Annotated in this window: 19 protein-coding genes; 4 read left to right on the plus strand and 15 right to left on the minus strand. The window is 69.3% G+C overall.

Features of this window, described 5'->3' with window-relative positions:
• Entirely contained in the window at positions 1–315 is a 315-nt protein-coding gene (gene mihF, locus ABFT43_RS11625; protein ID WP_006902231.1) for an integration host factor, actinobacterial type, read from the minus strand.
• Between the two features lie 545 nt (positions 316–860).
• On the opposite strand from mihF, the gene ABFT43_RS11630 reads away from it, so the two are divergent.
• Genes ABFT43_RS11630 through ABFT43_RS11640 form a run of 3 tightly spaced genes read left to right on the plus strand, consistent with a single transcriptional unit; the run spans position 861 to position 2,982 of the window.
• Positions 861–1,193 carry a type VII secretion target gene (locus ABFT43_RS11630; protein WP_347960506.1) on the plus strand — a complete coding sequence of 111 codons (333 nt, stop codon included), beginning with the start codon at positions 861–863 and terminating at the stop codon, positions 1,191–1,193.
• 2 nt (positions 1,194–1,195) lie between these two features.
• The gene (locus ABFT43_RS11635; protein WP_347960507.1) at positions 1,196–2,413 is read left to right on the plus strand and encodes a DUF6973 domain-containing protein; all 1,218 of its coding nucleotides are present in this window, start codon (positions 1,196–1,198) and stop codon (positions 2,411–2,413) included.
• Positions 2,410–2,982 (plus strand): hypothetical protein, encoded by a 573-nt coding sequence (locus tag ABFT43_RS11640; RefSeq protein WP_347960508.1) that lies wholly within the window; start codon positions 2,410–2,412, stop codon positions 2,980–2,982. Before ABFT43_RS11635 ends, ABFT43_RS11640 begins: the two co-directional genes overlap by 4 nt.
• Before the next feature lie 191 nt (positions 2,983–3,173).
• Here the strand turns inward: ABFT43_RS11640 and pyrF are convergent, their stop codons facing one another.
• The 10 genes from pyrF to ABFT43_RS11690 all read right to left on the minus strand — a co-directional run bounded on the left by pyrF (position 3,174) and on the right by ABFT43_RS11690 (position 14,499).
• Positions 3,174–4,004, minus strand: coding sequence for an orotidine-5'-phosphate decarboxylase (pyrF, locus tag ABFT43_RS11645; protein ID WP_347960509.1), 831 nt, complete (start codon positions 4,002–4,004; stop codon positions 3,174–3,176).
• Entirely contained in the window at positions 4,001–7,336 is a 3,336-nt protein-coding gene (carB, locus tag ABFT43_RS11650) for a carbamoyl-phosphate synthase large subunit (RefSeq protein WP_347960510.1), read from the minus strand. Before carB ends, pyrF begins: the two co-directional genes overlap by 4 nt.
• Positions 7,336–8,505 (minus strand): glutamine-hydrolyzing carbamoyl-phosphate synthase small subunit, encoded by a 1,170-nt coding sequence (gene carA / locus ABFT43_RS11655; protein ID WP_347960511.1) that lies wholly within the window; start codon positions 8,503–8,505, stop codon positions 7,336–7,338. Before carA ends, carB begins: the two co-directional genes overlap by 1 nt.
• Positions 8,502–9,122: a PH-like domain-containing protein gene (locus tag ABFT43_RS11660; RefSeq protein WP_347960512.1), complete on the minus strand. Its 621-nt coding sequence runs from the start codon at positions 9,120–9,122 to the stop codon at positions 8,502–8,504. The genes carA and ABFT43_RS11660 overlap by 4 nt, the downstream gene beginning before the upstream one ends.
• Positions 9,119–10,429, minus strand: coding sequence for a dihydroorotase (locus tag ABFT43_RS11665; protein ID WP_347960513.1), 1,311 nt, complete (start codon positions 10,427–10,429; stop codon positions 9,119–9,121). Before ABFT43_RS11665 ends, ABFT43_RS11660 begins: the two co-directional genes overlap by 4 nt.
• A 28-nt stretch (positions 10,430–10,457) precedes the next feature.
• Complete coding sequence (locus tag ABFT43_RS11670; protein WP_347960514.1) at positions 10,458–11,408, minus strand: aspartate carbamoyltransferase catalytic subunit; 951 nt, start codon at positions 11,406–11,408, stop codon at positions 10,458–10,460.
• On the minus strand, positions 11,408–11,992 hold the full coding sequence (gene pyrR / locus ABFT43_RS11675) for a bifunctional pyr operon transcriptional regulator/uracil phosphoribosyltransferase PyrR (protein WP_347960515.1): 585 nt from the start codon (positions 11,990–11,992) through the stop codon (positions 11,408–11,410). The genes ABFT43_RS11670 and pyrR overlap by 1 nt, the downstream gene beginning before the upstream one ends.
• A 319-nt stretch (positions 11,993–12,311) precedes the next feature.
• Positions 12,312–12,791 (minus strand): transcription antitermination factor NusB, encoded by a 480-nt coding sequence (nusB, locus tag ABFT43_RS11680; protein WP_347960516.1) that lies wholly within the window; start codon positions 12,789–12,791, stop codon positions 12,312–12,314.
• Positions 12,792–12,794: 3 nt separating this feature from the next.
• Positions 12,795–13,358, minus strand: coding sequence for an elongation factor P (gene efp, locus ABFT43_RS11685; protein ID WP_347960517.1), 564 nt, complete (start codon positions 13,356–13,358; stop codon positions 12,795–12,797).
• A 22-nt stretch (positions 13,359–13,380) separates the two neighbouring features.
• The gene (locus ABFT43_RS11690; protein ID WP_347960518.1) at positions 13,381–14,499 is read right to left on the minus strand and encodes a M24 family metallopeptidase; all 1,119 of its coding nucleotides are present in this window, start codon (positions 14,497–14,499) and stop codon (positions 13,381–13,383) included.
• Positions 14,500–14,584: 85 nt separating this feature from the next.
• Here ABFT43_RS11690 and ABFT43_RS11695 point away from each other — a divergent pair, with 85 nt between their 5' ends.
• Complete coding sequence (locus ABFT43_RS11695; protein WP_347960519.1) at positions 14,585–15,070, plus strand: B-4DMT family transporter; 486 nt, start codon at positions 14,585–14,587, stop codon at positions 15,068–15,070.
• A gap of 78 nt (positions 15,071–15,148) precedes the next feature.
• Here ABFT43_RS11695 and aroB read toward each other — a convergent pair whose 3' ends face one another.
• The 4 genes from aroB to ABFT43_RS11715 are packed head-to-tail and all read right to left on the minus strand — an operon-like array spanning position 15,149 to position 18,475.
• Positions 15,149–16,261 (minus strand): 3-dehydroquinate synthase, encoded by a 1,113-nt coding sequence (gene aroB, locus ABFT43_RS11700; protein WP_347960520.1) that lies wholly within the window; start codon positions 16,259–16,261, stop codon positions 15,149–15,151.
• The gene (locus ABFT43_RS11705; protein WP_347960521.1) at positions 16,258–16,854 is read right to left on the minus strand and encodes a shikimate kinase; all 597 of its coding nucleotides are present in this window, start codon (positions 16,852–16,854) and stop codon (positions 16,258–16,260) included. Before ABFT43_RS11705 ends, aroB begins: the two co-directional genes overlap by 4 nt.
• Positions 16,851–18,059, minus strand: coding sequence for a chorismate synthase (gene aroC / locus ABFT43_RS11710; protein WP_347960522.1), 1,209 nt, complete (start codon positions 18,057–18,059; stop codon positions 16,851–16,853). The genes ABFT43_RS11705 and aroC overlap by 4 nt, the downstream gene beginning before the upstream one ends.
• A gap of 26 nt (positions 18,060–18,085) precedes the next feature.
• Positions 18,086–18,475, minus strand: a complete 390-nt coding sequence (locus ABFT43_RS11715) for an A24 family peptidase (RefSeq protein WP_347960523.1) — start codon at positions 18,473–18,475, stop codon at positions 18,086–18,088.
• Between the last annotated feature and the right edge of the window lie 22 nt (positions 18,476–18,497).

An 18,497-nucleotide genomic window follows, 5' to 3' on the forward strand; every position in this document is an offset into this window, starting at 1 on the left:
TCAGTTGCTGAACTTCTCGAGCAGGGCCTTGCGCTGACGGTCGCCGAGACCACGCAGGCGGCGGGTCGGAGCGATCTCCAGCTCGGTCATGATCTCCTGAGCCTTGACCTTGCCGACCTTGGGCAGGGCCTCGAGCAGGGCCGAGACCTTCATCTTGCCCAGGATCTCGTCGTTCTCGGCGTCCTTGAGCACCTGCTGGAGATCGGTGCCACCGCGCTTCAGGCGCTCCTTGAGCTCCGCGCGGACGCGACGAGCGGCAGCTGCCTTCTCCAACGCAGCGGCGCGCTGCTCGTCAGTCAACTGGGGAAGGGCCACGGGTTCCTCCGTCTTTCGTTCTTGATTGGGACTGTCATCGTCCGCCCACGGGCGGCCGACGGCTGTTTGCCACGCTGGCGATGCTGCGTCGTCTTCGCAACGATGCGGTCGGGTGGGGTACCCGCCCGGCACCGCCGATTGTTGGCGGCGAATGCGACCGTACCCACGTGAGCAGGCATTTGCGAGCGCGACCCCCCGGTTTCGCGGTGTTTTCTCATGTTGTAGTGGGGCGCGACGCCCGGCGACCTCCGATGCCTTCGGCCGAATCGTCCACACCCTCCTGACTACCCCTTTTACGGCGAACATGCAGGTCACAGAAGCGTGACGGCGCGACCTGATCGCTAGCGATGCGAACAATCGATTCGCGAGTGGTTTCACACGCTGAGACGGGTGTGACTCAAGTGATCGCCCAGATTTGTTGGGATTCTCATGCCGTCTTGCGCGTGTCGCGCCGGGTCAGGCCGTTGTGGACACCGAAAACGCACGGTCGTGGTCCCCCGCTACTCTTACGGGGCTTTTGACCACGACAGCTGTTTGGGGGGCAGATGGAAGTCGATCCGGTGAGGATCGGGGAGCTCGGCGGACAGATGCGGACCACCGGCGACGCGGTCGCGCTGCTCGCACCGCTCGATCGCGGGATCGACGCAGAAGCCGGGGCCGCCGGTTGTGCGCTCGCCGCCAACCTGAAGGATGCCGCGACCGCACTGAACAAGGTCATCACCTACCACGCGGGTGAATACGGCACCTACGCCGATCTCTGCGCGCGCGCCGCGGAGGCCTACGAGAACGCAGATGCCGAGGCCGCCGCCGGCTTCGAACGCGGTGTCCCGTCGGCCGCCGGCGCGCCCGGCACCGCCCCGTCCGAGCCGGGAGGCTGACGATGGCGAACGACAACGGGTACACCGTCGAGACGGTGTTGCGATGGGACTTCGAGGCCGCGAGCTCGGTCAGCGACGCGCTGACCACCAAGTCCTCGGATCTCCGTGAGCTGGCAGGCCGTGCCGCCGTCACGTTCGACAACTCACTGGAGTACTGGCGCGACGCCGCCGGCGACCAAGCACGCGGGGCCTCGAACTCCCACGCGGAGGCGGCCACCAAGAGCTCTGCGGTGATCGACGCCGTGGCAGGAGAGTTCGACTCCCTCCTCTCCCAGATGCAGGGCGAGATCGAAAACGTGCGATCGAAGAGGGCCGAGGCACTCGACTCCGAGTTCGAACTCGCGGTCGACAGCGACGGGGAGGTCTACTCGACGAAGTCGAACTACGAGTGGCTGAAGACCTGGAAACTCGCGTTCCAGGTCAAACTCGCTCAGAAGGAGTCCCTGGAGAACTACCTCACCAAGGAGATCCGCCGGTCGCTGAGGCGCATCGAAGAGATCGACAAGGTCGGCTCCGAAGCGATGCGCCGGCTCCTCGAAAGCCTTCCGGACCCGGTCAAGAACGGCGTCGCGGGGCACCACGACGACCCCCGGCTGGCCGAGATCCTGCGCAAGTACCAGGTGGACCCCTCCGAAGGTGGTGCGCGTCTATGGCCGTCGGGAGACCTGCTCGACACGATTCGCAGGTTCGATCCGACGTTCGAGCCCACGTTGATGACGCCCGAGGAGGTCACGATGCTGGCCGAGATGGCGGTCGTTCCGGGGACCGGTTGGAAGGCCGTCTACGACTTCTTCCAGATCGAGAAGAAGGCCGATTCGGTTGCCCGCGAGCGCCACCCCGACAAACAGGGGCAGAACAATTCACTCGCCGACGGTCACGGGGATGCGTTCCGGCATGCCTACTGGAATGCACTGATGACGGAGCGCTTCGGCGAGGAGTGGACCGAGAGGTTCACCAACGCCCACGAAGGCCTGGGCGGAAACCCGGCTCATCGGGAGGCGATGGACTTGTACAACAACGAAGTGGGACGCCGGATCGCCACCGCGAACCCGGATGCGTCCCCGGACGAGCTCGCGGTGCTGGTGGACAAGGCGGTCGACGAGGGTCGCACGCTCGTGCTCGACGAAAACGGAGAGATCCAGTGGAGCAACAAGCTCGAGGAGCACACGACAGGGTTCGCGTTGAAGACCGACATCCCGCTCCGGTCCCCGGCTCGGTGACCACGCGCGAGTCCGGCCACGTGCGCGGCTGCCGCCGCTTCGGCGTGGGAATCGTCCTCGGTTGCCTGGCGGTGTTCTCGAGCGCGTGCATCCCACGCCCCGATACCGGCGGCGGACCGCACCAGGCGTCCTGCAGCAGCGAGTTCGCGCTTCGGAGCAATGAGCAACCCCTCGGCTCGACGGCCGACTTCCTCCGTGTGGCCGAAGAGATGGCGGTGGCCGCCGGCACCACCACGAGCCTCGACGAGATAGCCCGAAGCGCTCGCTGGCCCGACGGACGGTGGGACCGTGTGGTCATGATCGGCGGGAGCAGCACCAGCGCGGACGTGAACGAGTTGGCCGGGACCACCGGGATCTGTTTCCACGGACTCGGCAGCGGTGACTACGATTCCGGATTCGACGGCTACTACGTGTTCTTCGATGGTCCGACACCTCGACAGAGCGCACCCACCGGTTCCCGCCCCGTGATCGTCACCGATGCGAGTCCGGTCGTCGACCGCGACCAGCCACTGGTATCCGACACGACCGTGAAGAGGCCAGTACTCCGGACCACACCCGCCGGCCCGTGAGCTGCCGTCGCCCGACCAACCGTGCGTCGTGTGAATTCCCGCGAACCGCAACGCATCTCGGACTGCGAGCGTGAGCTGCCGTCGCCCGACCAACCGTGCGTCGTGTCCATCGGCCTGACCGCGGGCGTCCCTCGACCGACACCGCTCCTGGGCGGATGACGGATCGAGGCGGCACGGACCGGCGATGCCGTCTAACCCAGCGCGACCTCGACCTCGTCGCGGGTACGCGTGAACGCCGCGCGCAGCGCGGCCACGTCGGGCCCGGCGCGCAGCACACCGCGTGAGCTCGCGGGCAACACCCAGGCCGGATCGGCGCCGGCGAAAACCGTCGGCAGATCGTCGGCGGTGGCGCCCTGCGCGCCGAGGCCGGGCGCCAGGATGGGGCCGTCGAGCGCGGACAGATCGAGCCCGTGCTCGCGGGTGGCGCCGACCACGAGACCGACGGTCGCGCGACCGTCGGCGTTCTCTGCTGCGGCGGCGTCGACGATGGACTGGGCCACCGACCGCTCCCCCGCCCGGGCCTGCTGGACGTCGCCGCCCTCCGGGTTGGACGTGCGGGCGAGCACGAACACCCCGCGTTCGCCCTCTCGGGCGAGGTCGAGCGCGGGACGCAGCGACTGGTAGCCGAGGTACGGCGACGCGGTCACCGAATCGGCACACAGCGGCGAGGTGTCCGACAGCCATGCCTGCGCGTAGGCGGCCATCGTCGAGCCGATGTCGCCGCGCTTGGCGTCGGCGATGACCACCGCACCGGCCTCCCGGCAGCCCGCGATGACCCGTTCCAGCACCGCGAACCCCGCGGCGCCGTACGACTCGAAGAACGCCACCTGCGGCTTGATCACCGCGGCGACCGGGGCCAGCGCCTCGACGCAGATGTCCGCGAAGCGCGCCAGACCCTCGGCGGTCGTGGGCAGACCCCAGTCGGACAGCAGGCTGGTGTGCGGGTCGATGCCCGCGCACAGGCGCCCGCGCTCGGCCGTCACCCTCCGGTAGCGGGCGCCGAAACCGGCCTCCGGGCTCACGACAGGCCGGCCAGGTCCGCGTGACGTCCCTGGATCGACCTCACCCGGACATCGCCGCTGATCGCTGCCTCGATGCCCTGCACTGCGGCGCTCGCCCCCTGGACGGTGGTGATGCACGGGATGTTCACGCTCACCGCGGCCGAGCGGATCTCGTATCCGTCGACGCGCGGTCCCGAGTTGCCGTACGGGGTGTTGATCACCATCGCGACCCCACCCGCGCGGATGATGTCGACGATCGTGCGCTGCCCCTCGGCGGCCTCGAAGTGCTTGAGCACCGTCTCGCACTGGATGCCGTTGCGGCGCAAGACATCCGCAGTGCCCTCGGTGGCCAGGATGGTGAAGCCCAGGTCGGCGAGGTGCTTGACCGGGAAGATCAGCGCGCGCTTGTCCTTGTTGGCCACCGACACGAAGATCGATCCGCTGGTCGGGAGCGAGCCGTACGCCGCGGTCTGCGACTTGGCGAAGGCGCGGCCGAAGTCGGCGTCGATGCCCATGACCTCACCGGTCGACTTCATCTCCGGGCTGAGCAGGTTGTCGACCCCGCTGCCGTCGTGGCGACGGAACCGGTTGAACGGCAGGACCGCCTCCTTGACCGAGATCGGCGCGGACGTCGGCGCCTCGCCGCCGTCGCCGGTCTTCGGCAGGATGCCCTGCGCGCGCAGGTCGGCGATCGACGACCCGAGCATCACGCGGGCACACGCCTTGGCCAGCGGCACCGCGGTCGCCTTGGAGACGAACGGCACGGTGCGACTCGCGCGCGGGTTGGCCTCGAGGACGTAGAGCACGTCGTCCTTCAGCGCGTACTGGACGTTGAGCAGGCCCTTCACCCCGATGCCCTTGGCGAGCGCCTCGGTGGACCGCCGGACCATCTCCAGGTCGGCGCGACCCAGGGTGACCGGCGGCAGCGCGCACGCCGAGTCGCCGGAGTGGATGCCGGCCTCCTCGATGTGCTCCATGACACCGCCGATGAAGACCTCGTCCCCGTCGCACAGCGCGTCGACGTCGATCTCCACCGCATCCTCCAGGAAGCGGTCCACCAGCACCGGGTGGTCGGGGGTCAGCTCGGTGGCGCGGGAGATGTAGTCCTCGAGAGACTTCTCGTCGTAGACGATCTCCATGCCGCGGCCGCCGAGGACGTACGACGGGCGCACCAGCACCGGGTAGCCGATGCGGGCTGCGGTGTCACGGGCCTCGGCGAAGCTGGTCGCGGTGCCGAACGCGGGCGCGGGCAGGCCCGCGGCGGTGAGCACCTTGCCGAACTCGCCGCGGTCCTCGGCCAGGTCGATGGCCGCCGGGCTGGTGCCTACGATCGGCACCCCGGCCTCCTCGAGGCGGCGCGCCAGGCCGAGCGGGGTCTGGCCGCCGAGCTGCACGATGACGCCGGCGACGGTACCCGACTGCGATTCGGCGTAGTAGACCTCGAGCACGTCCTCGAAGGTCAGCGGCTCGAAGTACAGGCGGTCGGCGGTGTCGTAGTCGGTGGAGACCGTCTCCGGGTTGCAGTTGACCATCACCGTCTCGTAACCGGCCTCACTGAGGGTGAGGGCGGCGTGGACGCACGAGTAGTCGAACTCGATGCCCTGGCCGATGCGGTTGGGACCCGAACCCAGGATCAGCACCTTCGGACGATCGGGCTGCGGCGCGATCTCGCTGGTCGCCGCCGGATCGAGTTCGTAGGTCGAGTAGTGGTACGGGGTCTTCGCCTCGAACTCGGCCGCACAGGTGTCGACGGTCTTGTACACCGGGCGCACACCGAGTGACAGGCGATGTGCGCGCACCGCCGCCTCGTCGGGGAAGTCGGCGCGCAGCGCGGCGATCTGGCGATCGGAGAAGCCGGTCGACTTCGCCTCGCGCAGGAGCGCCTCGTCGAGTGTCTCGGCGTCGCGGATCTGCGCGCCGAGCTCGGCGATGCCGGCGATCTCGGCGAGGAACCACGGATCGATCGCGGTCGCGTCGTAGAGCTGCTCGACGGTCGCGCCGGCCTCGAAGGCCAGCATGATCTTGTACAGTCGCCCGTCCTTGGGCGTCTTGACGTCCTCCAGCAGCGCCGCGAGGTCGAGGGTCTTCGGGTCCGGCCGGTTGGGCTCGGTCCAGAACCCGGCGGCCTTGGTCTCCAGCGACCGCATGACCTTACCGAGCGCCTCGGCGAAGCTGCGGCCCAGGCTCATCGCCTCGCCGACCGACTTCATCGTGGTGGTCAGGGTGTCGTCGGCGCCCGGGAACTTCTCGAACGCGAACCGCGGCGCCTTGACCACGACGTAGTCGAGCGTGGGCTCGAAGCAGGCCGGTGTCTCCTTGGTGATGTCGTTGACGATCTCGTCGAGGCTGTAGCCGATGGCCAGCTTCGCCGCGATCTTCGCGATCGGGAAGCCGGTGGCCTTCGACGCCAGCGCCGACGACCGCGACACACGCGGGTTCATCTCGATGACGACGAGGCGACCGTCCTGCGGATTCTGCGCGAACTGGATGTTGCAGCCGCCGGTGTCGACGCCGACCTCGCGCAGGATGGCGATCGAGAGATCGCGCATGATCTGGTACTCGCGGTCGGTGAGGGTCATCGCCGGGGCGACGGTCACCGAGTCACCGGTGTGCACGCCGACCGGGTCGACGTTCTCGATCGAGCAGACCACCACGACGTTGTCACGGTTGTCGCGCATGAGCTCGAGCTCGTATTCCTTCCAGCCGAGGATCGACTCCTCGATGAGGACGTTCGCGGTCGGCGACGCGGCCAGGCCGCCGCCGGCGATGCGCTCGAGGTCGGCCTCGTCGTAGGCCATGCCGGAGCCGAGGCCGCCCATGGTGAACGACGGGCGCACGACCACCGGGAAACCGAGCTCGGCGACGGTCTCGCGGACCTCGTCCATGGTGTGGCACACGCGGGAGCGGGCGCTCTCGCCGCCGACCTTCTCGACGATGTCCTTGAACATCTGGCGGTCCTCGCCGCGCTGGATGGCATCGAAGTCGGCGCCGATCAGCTCGATGCCGTATTTCTCCAGCGAGCCGCGATCGTGCAGCGCGACCGCGGCGTTCAGCGCGGTCTGGCCGCCGAGGGTCGCGAGCACCGCGTCGATCGGATGCCCCGCGTCACGCTCGGCCTCGATGACCTTCTCGATGAACTCCGGTGTGATCGGCTCGATGTAGGTGGCGTCGGCGAACTCCGGGTCGGTCATGATCGTGGCCGGGTTGGAGTTCACGAGGCTGACGCGCAGACCCTCGGACTTGAGGACGCGGCAGGCCTGGGTGCCCGAGTAGTCGAACTCGCAGGCCTGGCCGATGACGATCGGTCCGGAACCGATGACCAGTACGTGATTGATGTCTTGGCGGCGCGGCATCAGGCCTTGGCTCCTTGCGCACGGTCACCCTCGAGCAGGGTGACGAATTTGTCGAACAGGTATGCGGCGTCGTGGGGTCCGGCCGCCGCCTCCGGGTGGTACTGCACGGAGAACGCGCGCCCGGAGAGCAGCTCGACGCCCTCCACGGTGCCGTCGTTGGCGCAGACATGACTGACCCGCGCGCGGCCGAAGTCGGAGTCGAACTCCTCCCCCGCCTCGCCCTCGAGTGCGAAGCCGTGGTTCTGCGCGGTGATCGAGACCTTGCCGGTGGCATGGTCGACGACCGGGATGTTGATGCCCCGGTGCCCGAACTTCATCTTGTAAGTGCCGCGACCGAGGGCGCGTCCCAGGATCTGGTTGCCGAAGCAGATGCCGAACAGCGGCAGGTTCTCGCCGAGAACCGCACGGGTGAGCTCGACGATGTCGTCGGCGGTCGCCGGGTCGCCGGGGCCGTTCGAGAGGAACACACCGTCGGGCCTGATGTCGGTGATGGCATCGAGGGCGACGGTGGCGGGCAGCACGTGGGTGCGCACGCCGCGCTGGGCGAACATGCGCGGGGTGTTCGTCTTGATGCCGAGGTCGATGGCCGCGATGGTGAACCGGTGCTCGCCGACCGGGCCGACGACGTAGCCGTTGTCGGTGGTGACCTCGGTGGCCAGGCGCGCGCCCTTCATGTCGGGCTGGTTGCGCACCCGCGCCAGCAACTCGTCGGTGTCGGCGAGCGCGTCGCCGGAGAAGATGCCGGCCTTCATCGAGCCGTGGTCGCGCAGGATGCGCACGATGGTGCGGGTGTCGACACCGGCGATGCCGACCACGCCCTGCCGGACGAGTTCGTCCTCGAGCGAGGTGGTGGCTCGCCAGTTGGAGACGCGTCGGGTGGGGTTGCGCACGGCATAGCCGGCCACCCAGATCTTGCCGGAGTCGCCGTCGACCCCGGTGCTGCCCGCACTGCCGGTGCTCTCGCCGTCCTCGGTGTTCCAGCCGGTGTTGCCGATCTGCGGCGCGGTGGCCACGACGATCTGCCGGTGGTAACTCGGGTCGGTCAGGGTCTCCTGGTAGCCGGTCATCGCGGTGCAGAACACCGCTTCACCGAGGGTCTCGCCTGTCGCGCCGAAGCTCCGGCCGGTGCACACCTGGCCGTTCTCCAGCACCAAGACCGCTGTGTTCATTCCTGTGTCCCCTGTCCACTGTCATGCTGCCCGGCAAAGGCGTCCACCCAGCCGGGATAGATCGTTTTGTCATCGGCGCGCAGTCCGCTGTCGATCGCGGTGCCGGTCGGCAGGACCCACCGGATCACCAGCAGCCCGTCGGCGCCCATGACCTTGCCTGCAAGTCCGCGGTCGGTGCGCACCTGGATGATCGACTCCCTCGGGATCCAGATGTCACTGGCCCCCTGGCGCGCGATCAGGATGCCCGCCGCGAACTCGGTGATGGTCGCGGCGGCGCGGTCGGAGATGTCCCCGACCACCACGCGGTTCTGCCAGCTCGGCGCGACCGTGGAGCCCACGTAGAGGCCGGTGTCGGGTCCGCGGAGTTCCGCGCCGAGGTCGGCCGGCACCCGCGGCAGCTCGCCGATGAGGTCGGCCTGAGCCGCCGCCTTCGTCTTCGGGCCCCGGATGAGCAGGTAGAACATCGCCAGCAAGCCGGCGAAGATGAGCGCGAACACGCCGATGAACCATGCGTTGAACACCACCTTGCCGTAGCCGAGCCAGGTGGTGAAGAGCGACGCGGCCACGAGCAGGATGAGAATGCCCGGGACCATCCCGCGCCGGGACTCGACGCTCATCTGGTCACCCGGCCCTCGCGTGTGGTGACCACCCCGCGCAACACCGTCGCCGTGATCGCGGCCGGCATCGTCATCTCCTCGTACGGGGTGTTCCGCGAGAGGCTGGCCAACTCGTCGCCGTGCACCACCCAGGAGGTGTCCGGATCGACGACGGTCAGGTTGCCCGGCTCGCCGACCGCGATCGGCCGGCCCTGATCCGTCAGTTCGACGATCTGCGCGGGCCGTTCACTCATCACCCGCGCGACCCCGCGCCAGTCCAGCAGGCCCGGCTTGACCAGTGTCTCGACGACGATGGGCAGCGCGGTCTGCAGGCCGAGCATGCCCGGCTTGGCCTGGGCGAACTCGCAGCACTTCTCCTGCGCGGCGTGCGGGGCATGGTCGGTCGCCACGCAGTCGACGATCCCATCCGCGAGCGCCTGCCGCAGGGCTTCCTTGTCACGGACCTCGCGCAGCGGCGGGTTGACCTTGTTGACCGGGTCATAGGTCTCCAGCCTCGAGTCGTCGAGCAGCAGGTGGTGCGGGGTCACCTCGGCGGTGATCGCGATGCCCTGCTCCTTGGCCCAGCGCAGCAACTCGACGGTGCCCTCGGTGGAGGCGTGACAGATGTGGACGCGCGCACCGGCGTCGCGGGCGAGCAGCGCGTCGCGGATGACGATCGACTCCTCGGCGGCGCGTGGCCAGCCGGCGAGTCCGAGCCGTGACGCGGTCGGCCCCTCGTTGGCGACGGCGCCGACGGTCAGCCGCGGCTCCTCCGCGTGCTGGGCGATGAGCACGCCCAGACCCTTCGCGTACTCGAGGGCGCGGCGCATCAGCAGCGGGTCGTGGACGCACTTGCCGTCGTCGCTGAACATGCGCACCCCGGCGGCACCGGCGGCCATCATGCCCATCTCGGCGAGTTGCCTGCCCTCGAGACCGACGGTCACCGCGCCGACCGGGTGGACGTCGACCAGGCCGATCTCGCGGCCGGTGCGCCATACGTTGTCGGTGACGGTGGAGTTGTCGGCGACCGGGTTGGTGTTGGCCATCGCGAACACGGCGGTGTACCCGCCGAGCGCGGCCGCCTCCGACCCGGAGCGGATGGTCTCGGTGTCCTCGCGGCCGGGTTCGCGCAGGTGTGTGTGCAGGTCGACGAACCCGGGCAGCAGCACGCCACCCTTGCCGTCGATGCGCTCGGCACCCTCGGGCGCGTCGAGTCCGGCACCGATCTCGGTGATGGCGCCGTCGACGACGAGCACGTCGACCGGGTCGCCCTCGCCGTACGGGCGGACATCACTGATCAGGACGGAGCCGGTTGCCGCGGCGGTCACTGGAGAACTCCTGACGTAGAGAAGGTGGTCACAGCTGTGCTCCCGCCGAGTCGGAGCCGACGAGCAGGCGGAAGAGGACGGCCATGCGGACATGGACGCCGTTGCGGACCTGTCCGAGGACCGACGCCTTGGGCGAGTCGGCCACCGAGTAGCCGATCTCCATGCCGCGCAGCATCGGACCCGGGTGCAGGACGACCGCGTGGTCGGCCAGCATCGCGAGGCGACGGTCGTTGAGACCGAACCGGACCGAGTACTCGCGGGCGCTCGGGAAGAAACCGCCGTTCATGCGCTCGGCCTGCACCCGCAGCATCATCACCGCGTCGACCGCGGGCAGTTCGGCGTCGAGGTTCCCCGAGACGGTCACCGGCCACTGCTCCACCCCGGCCGGCAGCAGGGTCGGCGGCGCGACGAGGACGACCTCGGCGCCGAGCGTCGACAGCAGGTGCGCGTTGGAACGGGCGACGCGTGAGTGGACGACGTCGCCGACGATCGCGATGCGCCGGCCGTCGAGCGAGCCGAGCCGCTGACGCAGGGTCAGCGCGTCGAGCAGCGCCTGGGTCGGGTGTTCGTGGGTGCCGTCGCCGGCGTTGATCACGGCGGGGCCGTTGCCGTCGGCGTCGGTGGTCCAGTCGGCGATCTGGGCGGGCGCGCCCGACGCGGGGTGGCGCACGATCAGCGCGTCCGCACCGGCCGCGTGCAGCGTCTTGACGGTGTCGCGCAACGACTCGCCCTTGTTCACCGAGGAACTCGAGGCGCTGACGTTGATGACGTCGGCGCTCATCCACTTGCCGGCCACCTCGAAGGAGACACGCGTGCGGGTGGAGTTCTCGTAGAACACCGTCATGACGGTGCGACCGCGCAACGTGGGGAGCTTGCGGACCTCACGTCCGGTGAGGGCCTGCTCGAAGCGTTCCGCGTCGTCGAGCAGGGCCGTCGCGTCGTCGAAGCTCAGATCCTGGGTCGAGAGGAGATGACGCATCACGAATCACCCTCGGCCGCAACAGCTTTGGGAGCCGAGTAGAGCACGACCTCGTCCACTCCGTCATGCTCGACCAGGTGCACCGACACCTGTTCGTCGCGGGCGGTGGGGATGTTCTTGCCGACGTAGTCCGCACGCAGCGGCAGTTCGCGGTGTCCGCGGTCGACGAGGACCGCCAGCTGCACCGCGGCGGGGCGGCCCAGATCGCGGAGGGCGTCGAGCGCGGCGCGCACGGTGCGTCCCGAGTAGAGGACGTCGTCGACGAGGATCACGATCGCACCGTCGACTCCCCCGGCCGGGACCATGGTCCGTTCCAGTGGGCGATGCGGCTTCGCGCGGAGATCGTCGCGGTAGAGGGTGATGTCGAGGTAGCCAACCGGCACCTCGACGCCCGAGAACTCGCTGATCTTGGAACCCAGACGTGTCGCGAGAGATGTTCCGCGAGTGGGGATTCCGATGAGGACGACGCGCGGGGCGTCGGGTGAGTCCAGAGCTGTCTTCTCGATGACCTGGTGCGCGACGCGCGCGATCGTGCGCGACACGTCGGCGGCATCGAGCAGCACCCTGGGAGCGGGGCTGGCCAAAGCCGACCTCCTTCTCCGCCTCACTGGACGGATCGTTAAAGGATGTCTGTCTCGCGTCACTCTACACCGCGTTGCGAGGCAGACGAATTCCCGCGACCTGCGCCACACTCTCGACGCGTCGCGTCCCCGGGCTCGGCCCGGGGCCTGAACAACACCGCCCCGGACGTGTCCCGGCGCCTGAACAACACCGCCCCGGACGTGTCCCGGGGCGAGAACAAATCGGTCCCGGATTCCCGGGCGAGAACGAATCGGTCCCGGTCGCGTGTACGACCGGGACCGATGTCACCAGAGCATCCGTGTCTGTTCGGATTCGGCGTGACTACTCGGCGGATTCACCGGGCGCCTGCCGCGGTTCCGCCGCGGCGGCGGCACGCACCTGCGGGGCCAGTTCGGCGATCTTGGCCAGCACCCCGTTGACGAAGGCCGGCGAGTCGTCGGTGGACAACTCCTTGGCTAGTTCCACCGCCTCGTCGACGACGACGATGGGGTCGACGTCGAACGAGTTGAACAGCTCCCACGTGGCCAGCCGCATGATGGCGCGGTCGACCGCGGGCAGACGCTCGAGGGTCCACTCCCGCAGGTGGGAGGCGATGACCGCATCGATCTGGTCCTGATCGCCGGCGAGACCCTCGATCACCTTGGCGGTGTAGTCGTGGATCGTGCCGACGCTCTCGTCGGTGCGGACGTATTCACGACGCTCGGCGACGAGCTGCGCGGGGCTGACCTTCTTGGCCTCCGCCTCGAAGAGCAGGTCGACCGCGCGCCGCCGCGCCTTGTGTCGGGTACCGGGTTGTTTCACAGGTCAGTTGTTGACGCGGCCGAGGTAACTGCCATCGCGGGAGTCGACCTTGACCTTGTCGCCGGTGTTGATGAACAGGGGAACCTGGATCTCGGCGCCGGTCTCGAGGGTGGCGGGCTTGGTACCACCCGTCGAACGGTCGCCCTGCAGGCCCGGGTCGGTGTGGGCGACGGTCAGCTCGACGGTGACCGGGAGCTCGACGAACAGCGGGTTGCCGTCGTTGAGCGAGACCTGGACGGTCATGTTCTCGAGCAGGAAGCGCGCGCCGTCGCCGACGACCGCGGGCGGCAGTGCGAACTGCTCGTAGTCCTGGGCGTCCATGAAGACGTAGTCGGTGCCGTCGTTGTACAGGTAGGTCATGTCACGACGGTCGACGGTCGCGGTCTCGACCTTGACGCCGGCGTTGAAGGTCTTGTCCACGATCTTGCCGCTCATGACGTTCTTGATCTTCGTGCGGACGAACGCAGGACCCTTGCCGGGCTTGACGTGCTGGAATTCCTGGATCTGCCAGAGCTGGTCGTCCAGGCGCAGCACGAGGCCGTTCTTGAAATCGGCGGTGGTCGCCATGTGGTGTTTCTTCCCTTGCAGTTCAGAGGACGGTGAATGTCTTGTCGGTGGTGGTCAACAGTTCGGGGTCGCCGTCGGTGACGACCAGGGTGTCCTCGATTCTGACCCCACCCCATCCGGGTAGGTAGACACCGGGCTCCACGGTGACCGCAGCACCGCATGGCAGTGTACCCGCCGCGAGTTTCCCGATTCCGGGCGCTTCGTGGATCTGCAGTCCGACGCCGTGTCCGAGACCGTGGACGTAGTGCTCGCCGTGCCCCGCCGCGTCGATGACGTCGCGGGCGGCGGCGTCGACCTCGCGCAGGTCCGCGCCGGGTGCGAGCGCCGCACGTCCGGCCGCCTGGGCCCGCGCGACGAGATCGTAGATGTCTCGCTGCCAGTCCGCCGCACGCCGCAGCACGAAGGTGCGGGTCATGTCCGAGTGGTAGCCGCCGACCACGCATCCGAAGTCGATCTTGACCAGGTCGCCGTCGGCGAGCGTGGCGTCGGTGGGCCGGTGATGCGGGATGGCCGAGTGCGCACCGGCGGCGACGATCGTCTCGAAGGCGATGCCGTCGGCACCGAGTCGGTACATGGCGAACTCGAGTGCGCGCGCCGCCTCCCGCTCGGTGGTGCCCGCGCGCAGCACGCCGTCGGCGATGATCCGGGCGAGCGCGGCGTCGCCGATCGCGCAGGCGGCGCGGATCAGCGCGACCTCGCCGGCGTCCTTGACCTCACGGAGCCTCTGCACGACGCCGGTCAGCCCGACGAGTTCGACGCCGGAGCCGTCGAGCGAGGCCTCCAGGGACCGATACGACGCGACGGTCTCGGCATCGGCTTCGAAGCCCACGCGGGTGGCCCCGGCCTTCCGCGCCCGCTCCAGCAGCGCGGGCACGCAGGCCCGTTCGATGACCGCCTCGAGGTCGGGGACCTGGGCGGCGACCTGCGTGAGGTAGCGCCCGTCGGTGGCGATCCGGTCGCCGGCCGGGTCCTCCGCGTCGATGAGGACCGCGGCGTTGGAGCCGGTGAAACCGGTCAGGTAGCGGACGTTGACCAGGTCGGAGACGATGAACGCCGACACCGGGGCCCCGGCGTCGGACTGCTCGCGCAACTGGGTTCGCAGCCGGTCGCGTCGACCGGCCGTGTCGTGGATGATCGGCACGTCGTCAACGCTACGGCGCGGACGACGCGCACGCCGAATCGGCATTCCCTCCACGACGGTTTGACGCATCAGTAATATGACGCGCATGTCTTCGTGGTTGGTGCGCGGTGTCACATTCACCGCTGTTCACGTCCTGGCCCGCGTCCTGCTCGGTGTGGCGGTGGTCGAGGCCCCGCTGAACTCGACGGTGTGGCGCACCATCGCGATCGCCGCGGTCGTGCTGGCCGCGCTGATCTGGGGTGGCTTCGACGGGATCAGGGACGCGCGGGCCAATCCGGATCCCGACGACTACGAGGACCTGACCGTCCGCTGGCTGAAGGCCGGCCTGCTCGCCGGCGTCGCCGCCGGGCTGATCAGCTGGATCCTCGGCACGACCGTGCTGGCCGGCATCGGTCAGGCGAGCTTCTTCGTCGAGTTGATCGCGGGCGCGTCGTTCACCGCCCTCCTGGTGTTCGTGCCGGCGTTCGTTGGCGCGGCGATCGGCCGCTGGCTCATCCGCCGCGAGCAGAACAAGAACGCGCCCGAGGACGACTGGTCGGTGCATCCGGACCGGCACGCCGCGGACGCATAACGCGCAACCCACACGCCCACTCACGAACGAGCCCCCATCGCCGGCGACGGCGATGGGGGCTCGTTCGTCTGTGCGCTCCTACAGCAGGACCGAGCCGCTCTTGGGGGCCTCGCCGGCGACCGCGGAGTACGCGGCGGCCATGAGACCGGGGTCCGGGCCCTCGAGCCGGCCCGGCTTGGCCAGACCGTCGAGGACGACGAACCGCAGCACGCCCGACCGGTTCTTCTTGTCCCCCGCCATGCCCTCGAGGAGATCGGGGAAGGCGTCGGGATCGTAGGTGGTGGGCAGACCCACGAGCTCCAGGATCGACCGGTGGCGGTCGGCGGTCTCATCGTCGAGGCGGCCGGCGAGCCGGGCCAGTTCGGCCGCGAACACCAGACCCACCGACACCGCGGCGCCGTGACGCCACCGGTAACGCTCGCGCCGCTCGATCGCATGGCCGAGGGTGTGGCCGTAGTTGAGGATCTCGCGCAGCGAGGACTCCTTGAGGTCCGCGGACACGACGTCGGCCTTCACCTGCACCGAGCGGCGGACCAGGTCCGGCAGCACCGGGCTGGTCGGGTCGAGCGCGGCCTGCGGGTCGGCCTCGATGATGTCGAGGATCGTCGGGTCGGCGATGAACCCGGTCTTGATGACCTCGGCGAGGCCGGCGACGATCTCGTTGCGCGGCACCGACTCCAGGGTGCCGATGTCGATGAGGACCGCGTCGGGTTCGTGGAAGGAGCCCACCAGGTTCTTGCCGGCCTCGGTGTTGATACCGGTCTTGCCGCCGACCGCGGCGTCGACCATCGCGAGCAGGGTCGTCGGGACGTGGATGACGCCGATGCCGCGCATCCAGGTCGCGGCGACGAACCCGGCGAGGTCGGTGGCGGCGCCGCCGCCGAGGCTGACGACCTTGTCGTTGCGCTTGAGGCCGATCCGACCGAAGACCTCCCAGCAGAAGGCGGCGACGGAGAGGTCCTTACCGGCCTCGGCATCCGGGATCTCGATGCGATGGGCGTCGAATCCCTTGTCCGCCAAGAACTCCCGGACCTGCTCGGCGGTCTTGACCAGCGGCGGCTGGTACAGGATCGCGATACGGTCGGCGCCGGTGGCGGCCTCGGCGAGCTCGCCGAGCAGCCCGCGGCCGATCGTCACGTCGTACGGCGCTCCCGCATTGACGCGGATCGCGACGGGTTCGGTCTCGGTCATGGTGTGGTCCTCACGTCGTCGGAAGTCTTCTCGGTGGGGGTCAGCACGTCGAGTTCGCGGGCGAGTTCGGCGACGATCGCGTCGGCCACCGCCTCCGGATCGGCGTCGGCGTCGACCTCCAGCGTGCACACGGACGAGTAGATGCCGGTGCGCTCGGCGAGCAGTTCGGCGTACCGGGCGGCGGGATCCTCGGTCGCCAGCAGGGGCCGGTCGGTGCCCGACACCCGTTCGAAGCCGCGGTCGGGACTGACGCGCAGGTACACGACGCGGTGCCCGGCCAGGGCATCGCGTACACCCGCGGTGGTCACCGCTCCGCCGCCGAGCGAGACGACCCCCGCGTGGTGGTCGAGGACGTCGCTGACGACGTTCTCCTCGATCTGGCGGAAGCCCTCCACCCCGTCGGAGGAGAAGATCTCCGGGATGGACCGCCCGGTGCGGCGGACGAGTTCGACGTCGGTGTCCACGAAGTCGACCCCGAGTCGTTCGGCGAGCAGACGCCCGACGGTCGACTTGCCGGCGCCCATGAAGCCGATCAGGACGGCGGCCGGCCGTTTCCCGCCGGTCGGCCGCGTCGGTGTCGGCGTGCCGGTCACGGGCGTGGCGGACGCGCGCTGATGGCCGTCCGGTAGGCGGCGAGGTTCGCGGAGGTCTCGGCGACCGAGTCGCCGCCGAACTTCTCCAGCGCGGCCTGGGCGACGACGAGCGCGACCATCGCCTCGGCGACCACACCGGCCGCCGGAACGGCGCACACGTCGGATCGCTGATGGATGGCGCTCGCCGTCTCACCGGTGGTCATGTCGATGGTCGAGAGTGCGCGCGGCACGGTCGAGATGGGCTTCATCGCGATGCGTACGCGCAGGTCCTCGCCGTTGGTCATGCCGCCCTCGAGACCGCCGGCGCGATTGGTGGAGCGCAGCACGCCGTCGGGCCCGGGGACCATCTCGTCATGGGCCTCGCTGCCGCGGCGGCGGGCGGTGGTGAAGCCGTCGCCGACCTCGACGCCCTTGATGGCCTGGATGCCCATGAGCGCACCGGCGAGGCGCGCGTCGAGGCGGGTCTCGCCGCTGACATGTGAGCCGAGGCCTACCGGCACACCGGTGGCGACGATCTCGACCACGCCGCCGAGGGTGTCGCCGTCCTTCTTGGCCGCCTCGATCTCGGCGATCATCGACTTCTCGGCCTCGGCGTCGAATGCACGGACCGGGCTGGCGTCGATCGCCTCGAGGTCGCTGTACCGCGGCACGGGCCCGGCGTAGGGTTCGCTCGCGCCGATGGAGATGACATGCGAGAGGACCTCGATGCCGAGGACCTGGCGCAGGAAGTTGCGGGCGACGGTGCCGGCGGCGACACGGGCCGCTGTCTCACGTGCGCTGGCGCGTTCGAGCACCGGCCGGGCGTCGTCGAAGCCGTACTTGAGCATGCCGGAGTAGTCGGCGTGTCCCGGGCGCGGACGCGTCAGCGGGGCGTTGCGGGCGCTGCCCTCGAGTTCGGCGGGATCGACGGGGTCGGCCGCCATCACGGTCTCCCACTTGGGCCACTCGGTGTTGCCGATCTCGATGGCGACCGGACCACCCATGGTGCGTCCGTGGCGGATACCGCCGAGCACGGTCACCTTGTCGGCCTCGAACTTCATCCGCGCACCGCGGCCATATCCCAGGCGACGGCGGGCGAGTTGTTCGGCGATGTCCGACGAGGTGACCTCCACACCGGCGACCATGCCCTCGACGATGGCGACCAAGGCGGGTCCGTGGGATTCTCCGGCAGTTATCCAGCGCAGCACGGTTCTCAATTGTTCCATGCGCCCCATCACCGACCGAAAGCGCATCAGAACAGCAGGTCGGAGACCCAGCACAGCGCCACCACGAGCGCGGGTGCGTGCGGATCGCCCCGCCCCGACCGGCGGGTCACCACCGCGGTGGCGAGCGCGATCAGCGCTGCCAGCGCGACCATCGTCAGCGCGGCGTCCCAGCACAGCGCCAGTCCCCCGCACACGAACGCGAGCTTGACGTCGCCGCCGCCGCACCCGCGGGTGTAGAACGCGACCAGGTACGGCGCCGCGGCCACGAGCCCCGCGAGCACGACCCCGGGTTCGGCGACACCGGTCGACGCCACCGCGACGACTCCGGGCCACACCATCGGGTTCGGGATACGCCGGGTTCGCAGGTCGGTGACGGCGATACCGGCCAGCCACAGGAGGATCGCGAGCTCGGTCATGGACGCCAGGATCCGCGGCCTC

It is taken from the genome of Gordonia aurantiaca (genome assembly GCF_039939235.1).
Lineage (GTDB): Bacteria > Actinomycetota > Actinomycetes > Mycobacteriales > Mycobacteriaceae > Gordonia.

Bases quoted from the DNA above. Each gene is read 5' to 3' on its own strand.
- ABFT43_RS11630 (WP_347960506.1), top strand. From the start codon at position 861: ATGGAAGTCGATCCGGTGAGGATCGGGGAGCTCGGCGGACAGATGCGG.
- ABFT43_RS11635 (WP_347960507.1), top strand. From the start codon at position 1,196: ATGGCGAACGACAACGGGTACACCGTCGAGACGGTGTTGCGATGGGAC.
- carB (WP_347960510.1), bottom strand. From the start codon at position 7,336: ATGCCGCGCCGCCAAGACATCAATCACGTACTGGTCATCGGTTCCGGA.
- carA (WP_347960511.1), bottom strand. From the start codon at position 8,505: ATGAACACAGCGGTCTTGGTGCTGGAGAACGGCCAGGTGTGCACCGGC.
- ABFT43_RS11660 (WP_347960512.1), bottom strand. From the start codon at position 9,122: ATGAGCGTCGAGTCCCGGCGCGGGATGGTCCCGGGCATTCTCATCCTG.
- ABFT43_RS11670 (WP_347960514.1), bottom strand. From the start codon at position 11,408: ATGCGTCATCTCCTCTCGACCCAGGATCTGAGCTTCGACGACGCGACG.
- efp (WP_347960517.1), bottom strand. From the start codon at position 13,358: ATGGCGACCACCGCCGATTTCAAGAACGGCCTCGTGCTGCGCCTGGAC.
- ABFT43_RS11695 (WP_347960519.1), top strand. From the start codon at position 14,585: ATGTCTTCGTGGTTGGTGCGCGGTGTCACATTCACCGCTGTTCACGTC.
- aroB (WP_347960520.1), bottom strand. From the start codon at position 16,261: ATGACCGAGACCGAACCCGTCGCGATCCGCGTCAATGCGGGAGCGCCG.
- aroC (WP_347960522.1), bottom strand. From the start codon at position 18,059: ATGGAACAATTGAGAACCGTGCTGCGCTGGATAACTGCCGGAGAATCC.
- ABFT43_RS11715 (WP_347960523.1), bottom strand. From the start codon at position 18,475: ATGACCGAGCTCGCGATCCTCCTGTGGCTGGCCGGTATCGCCGTCACC.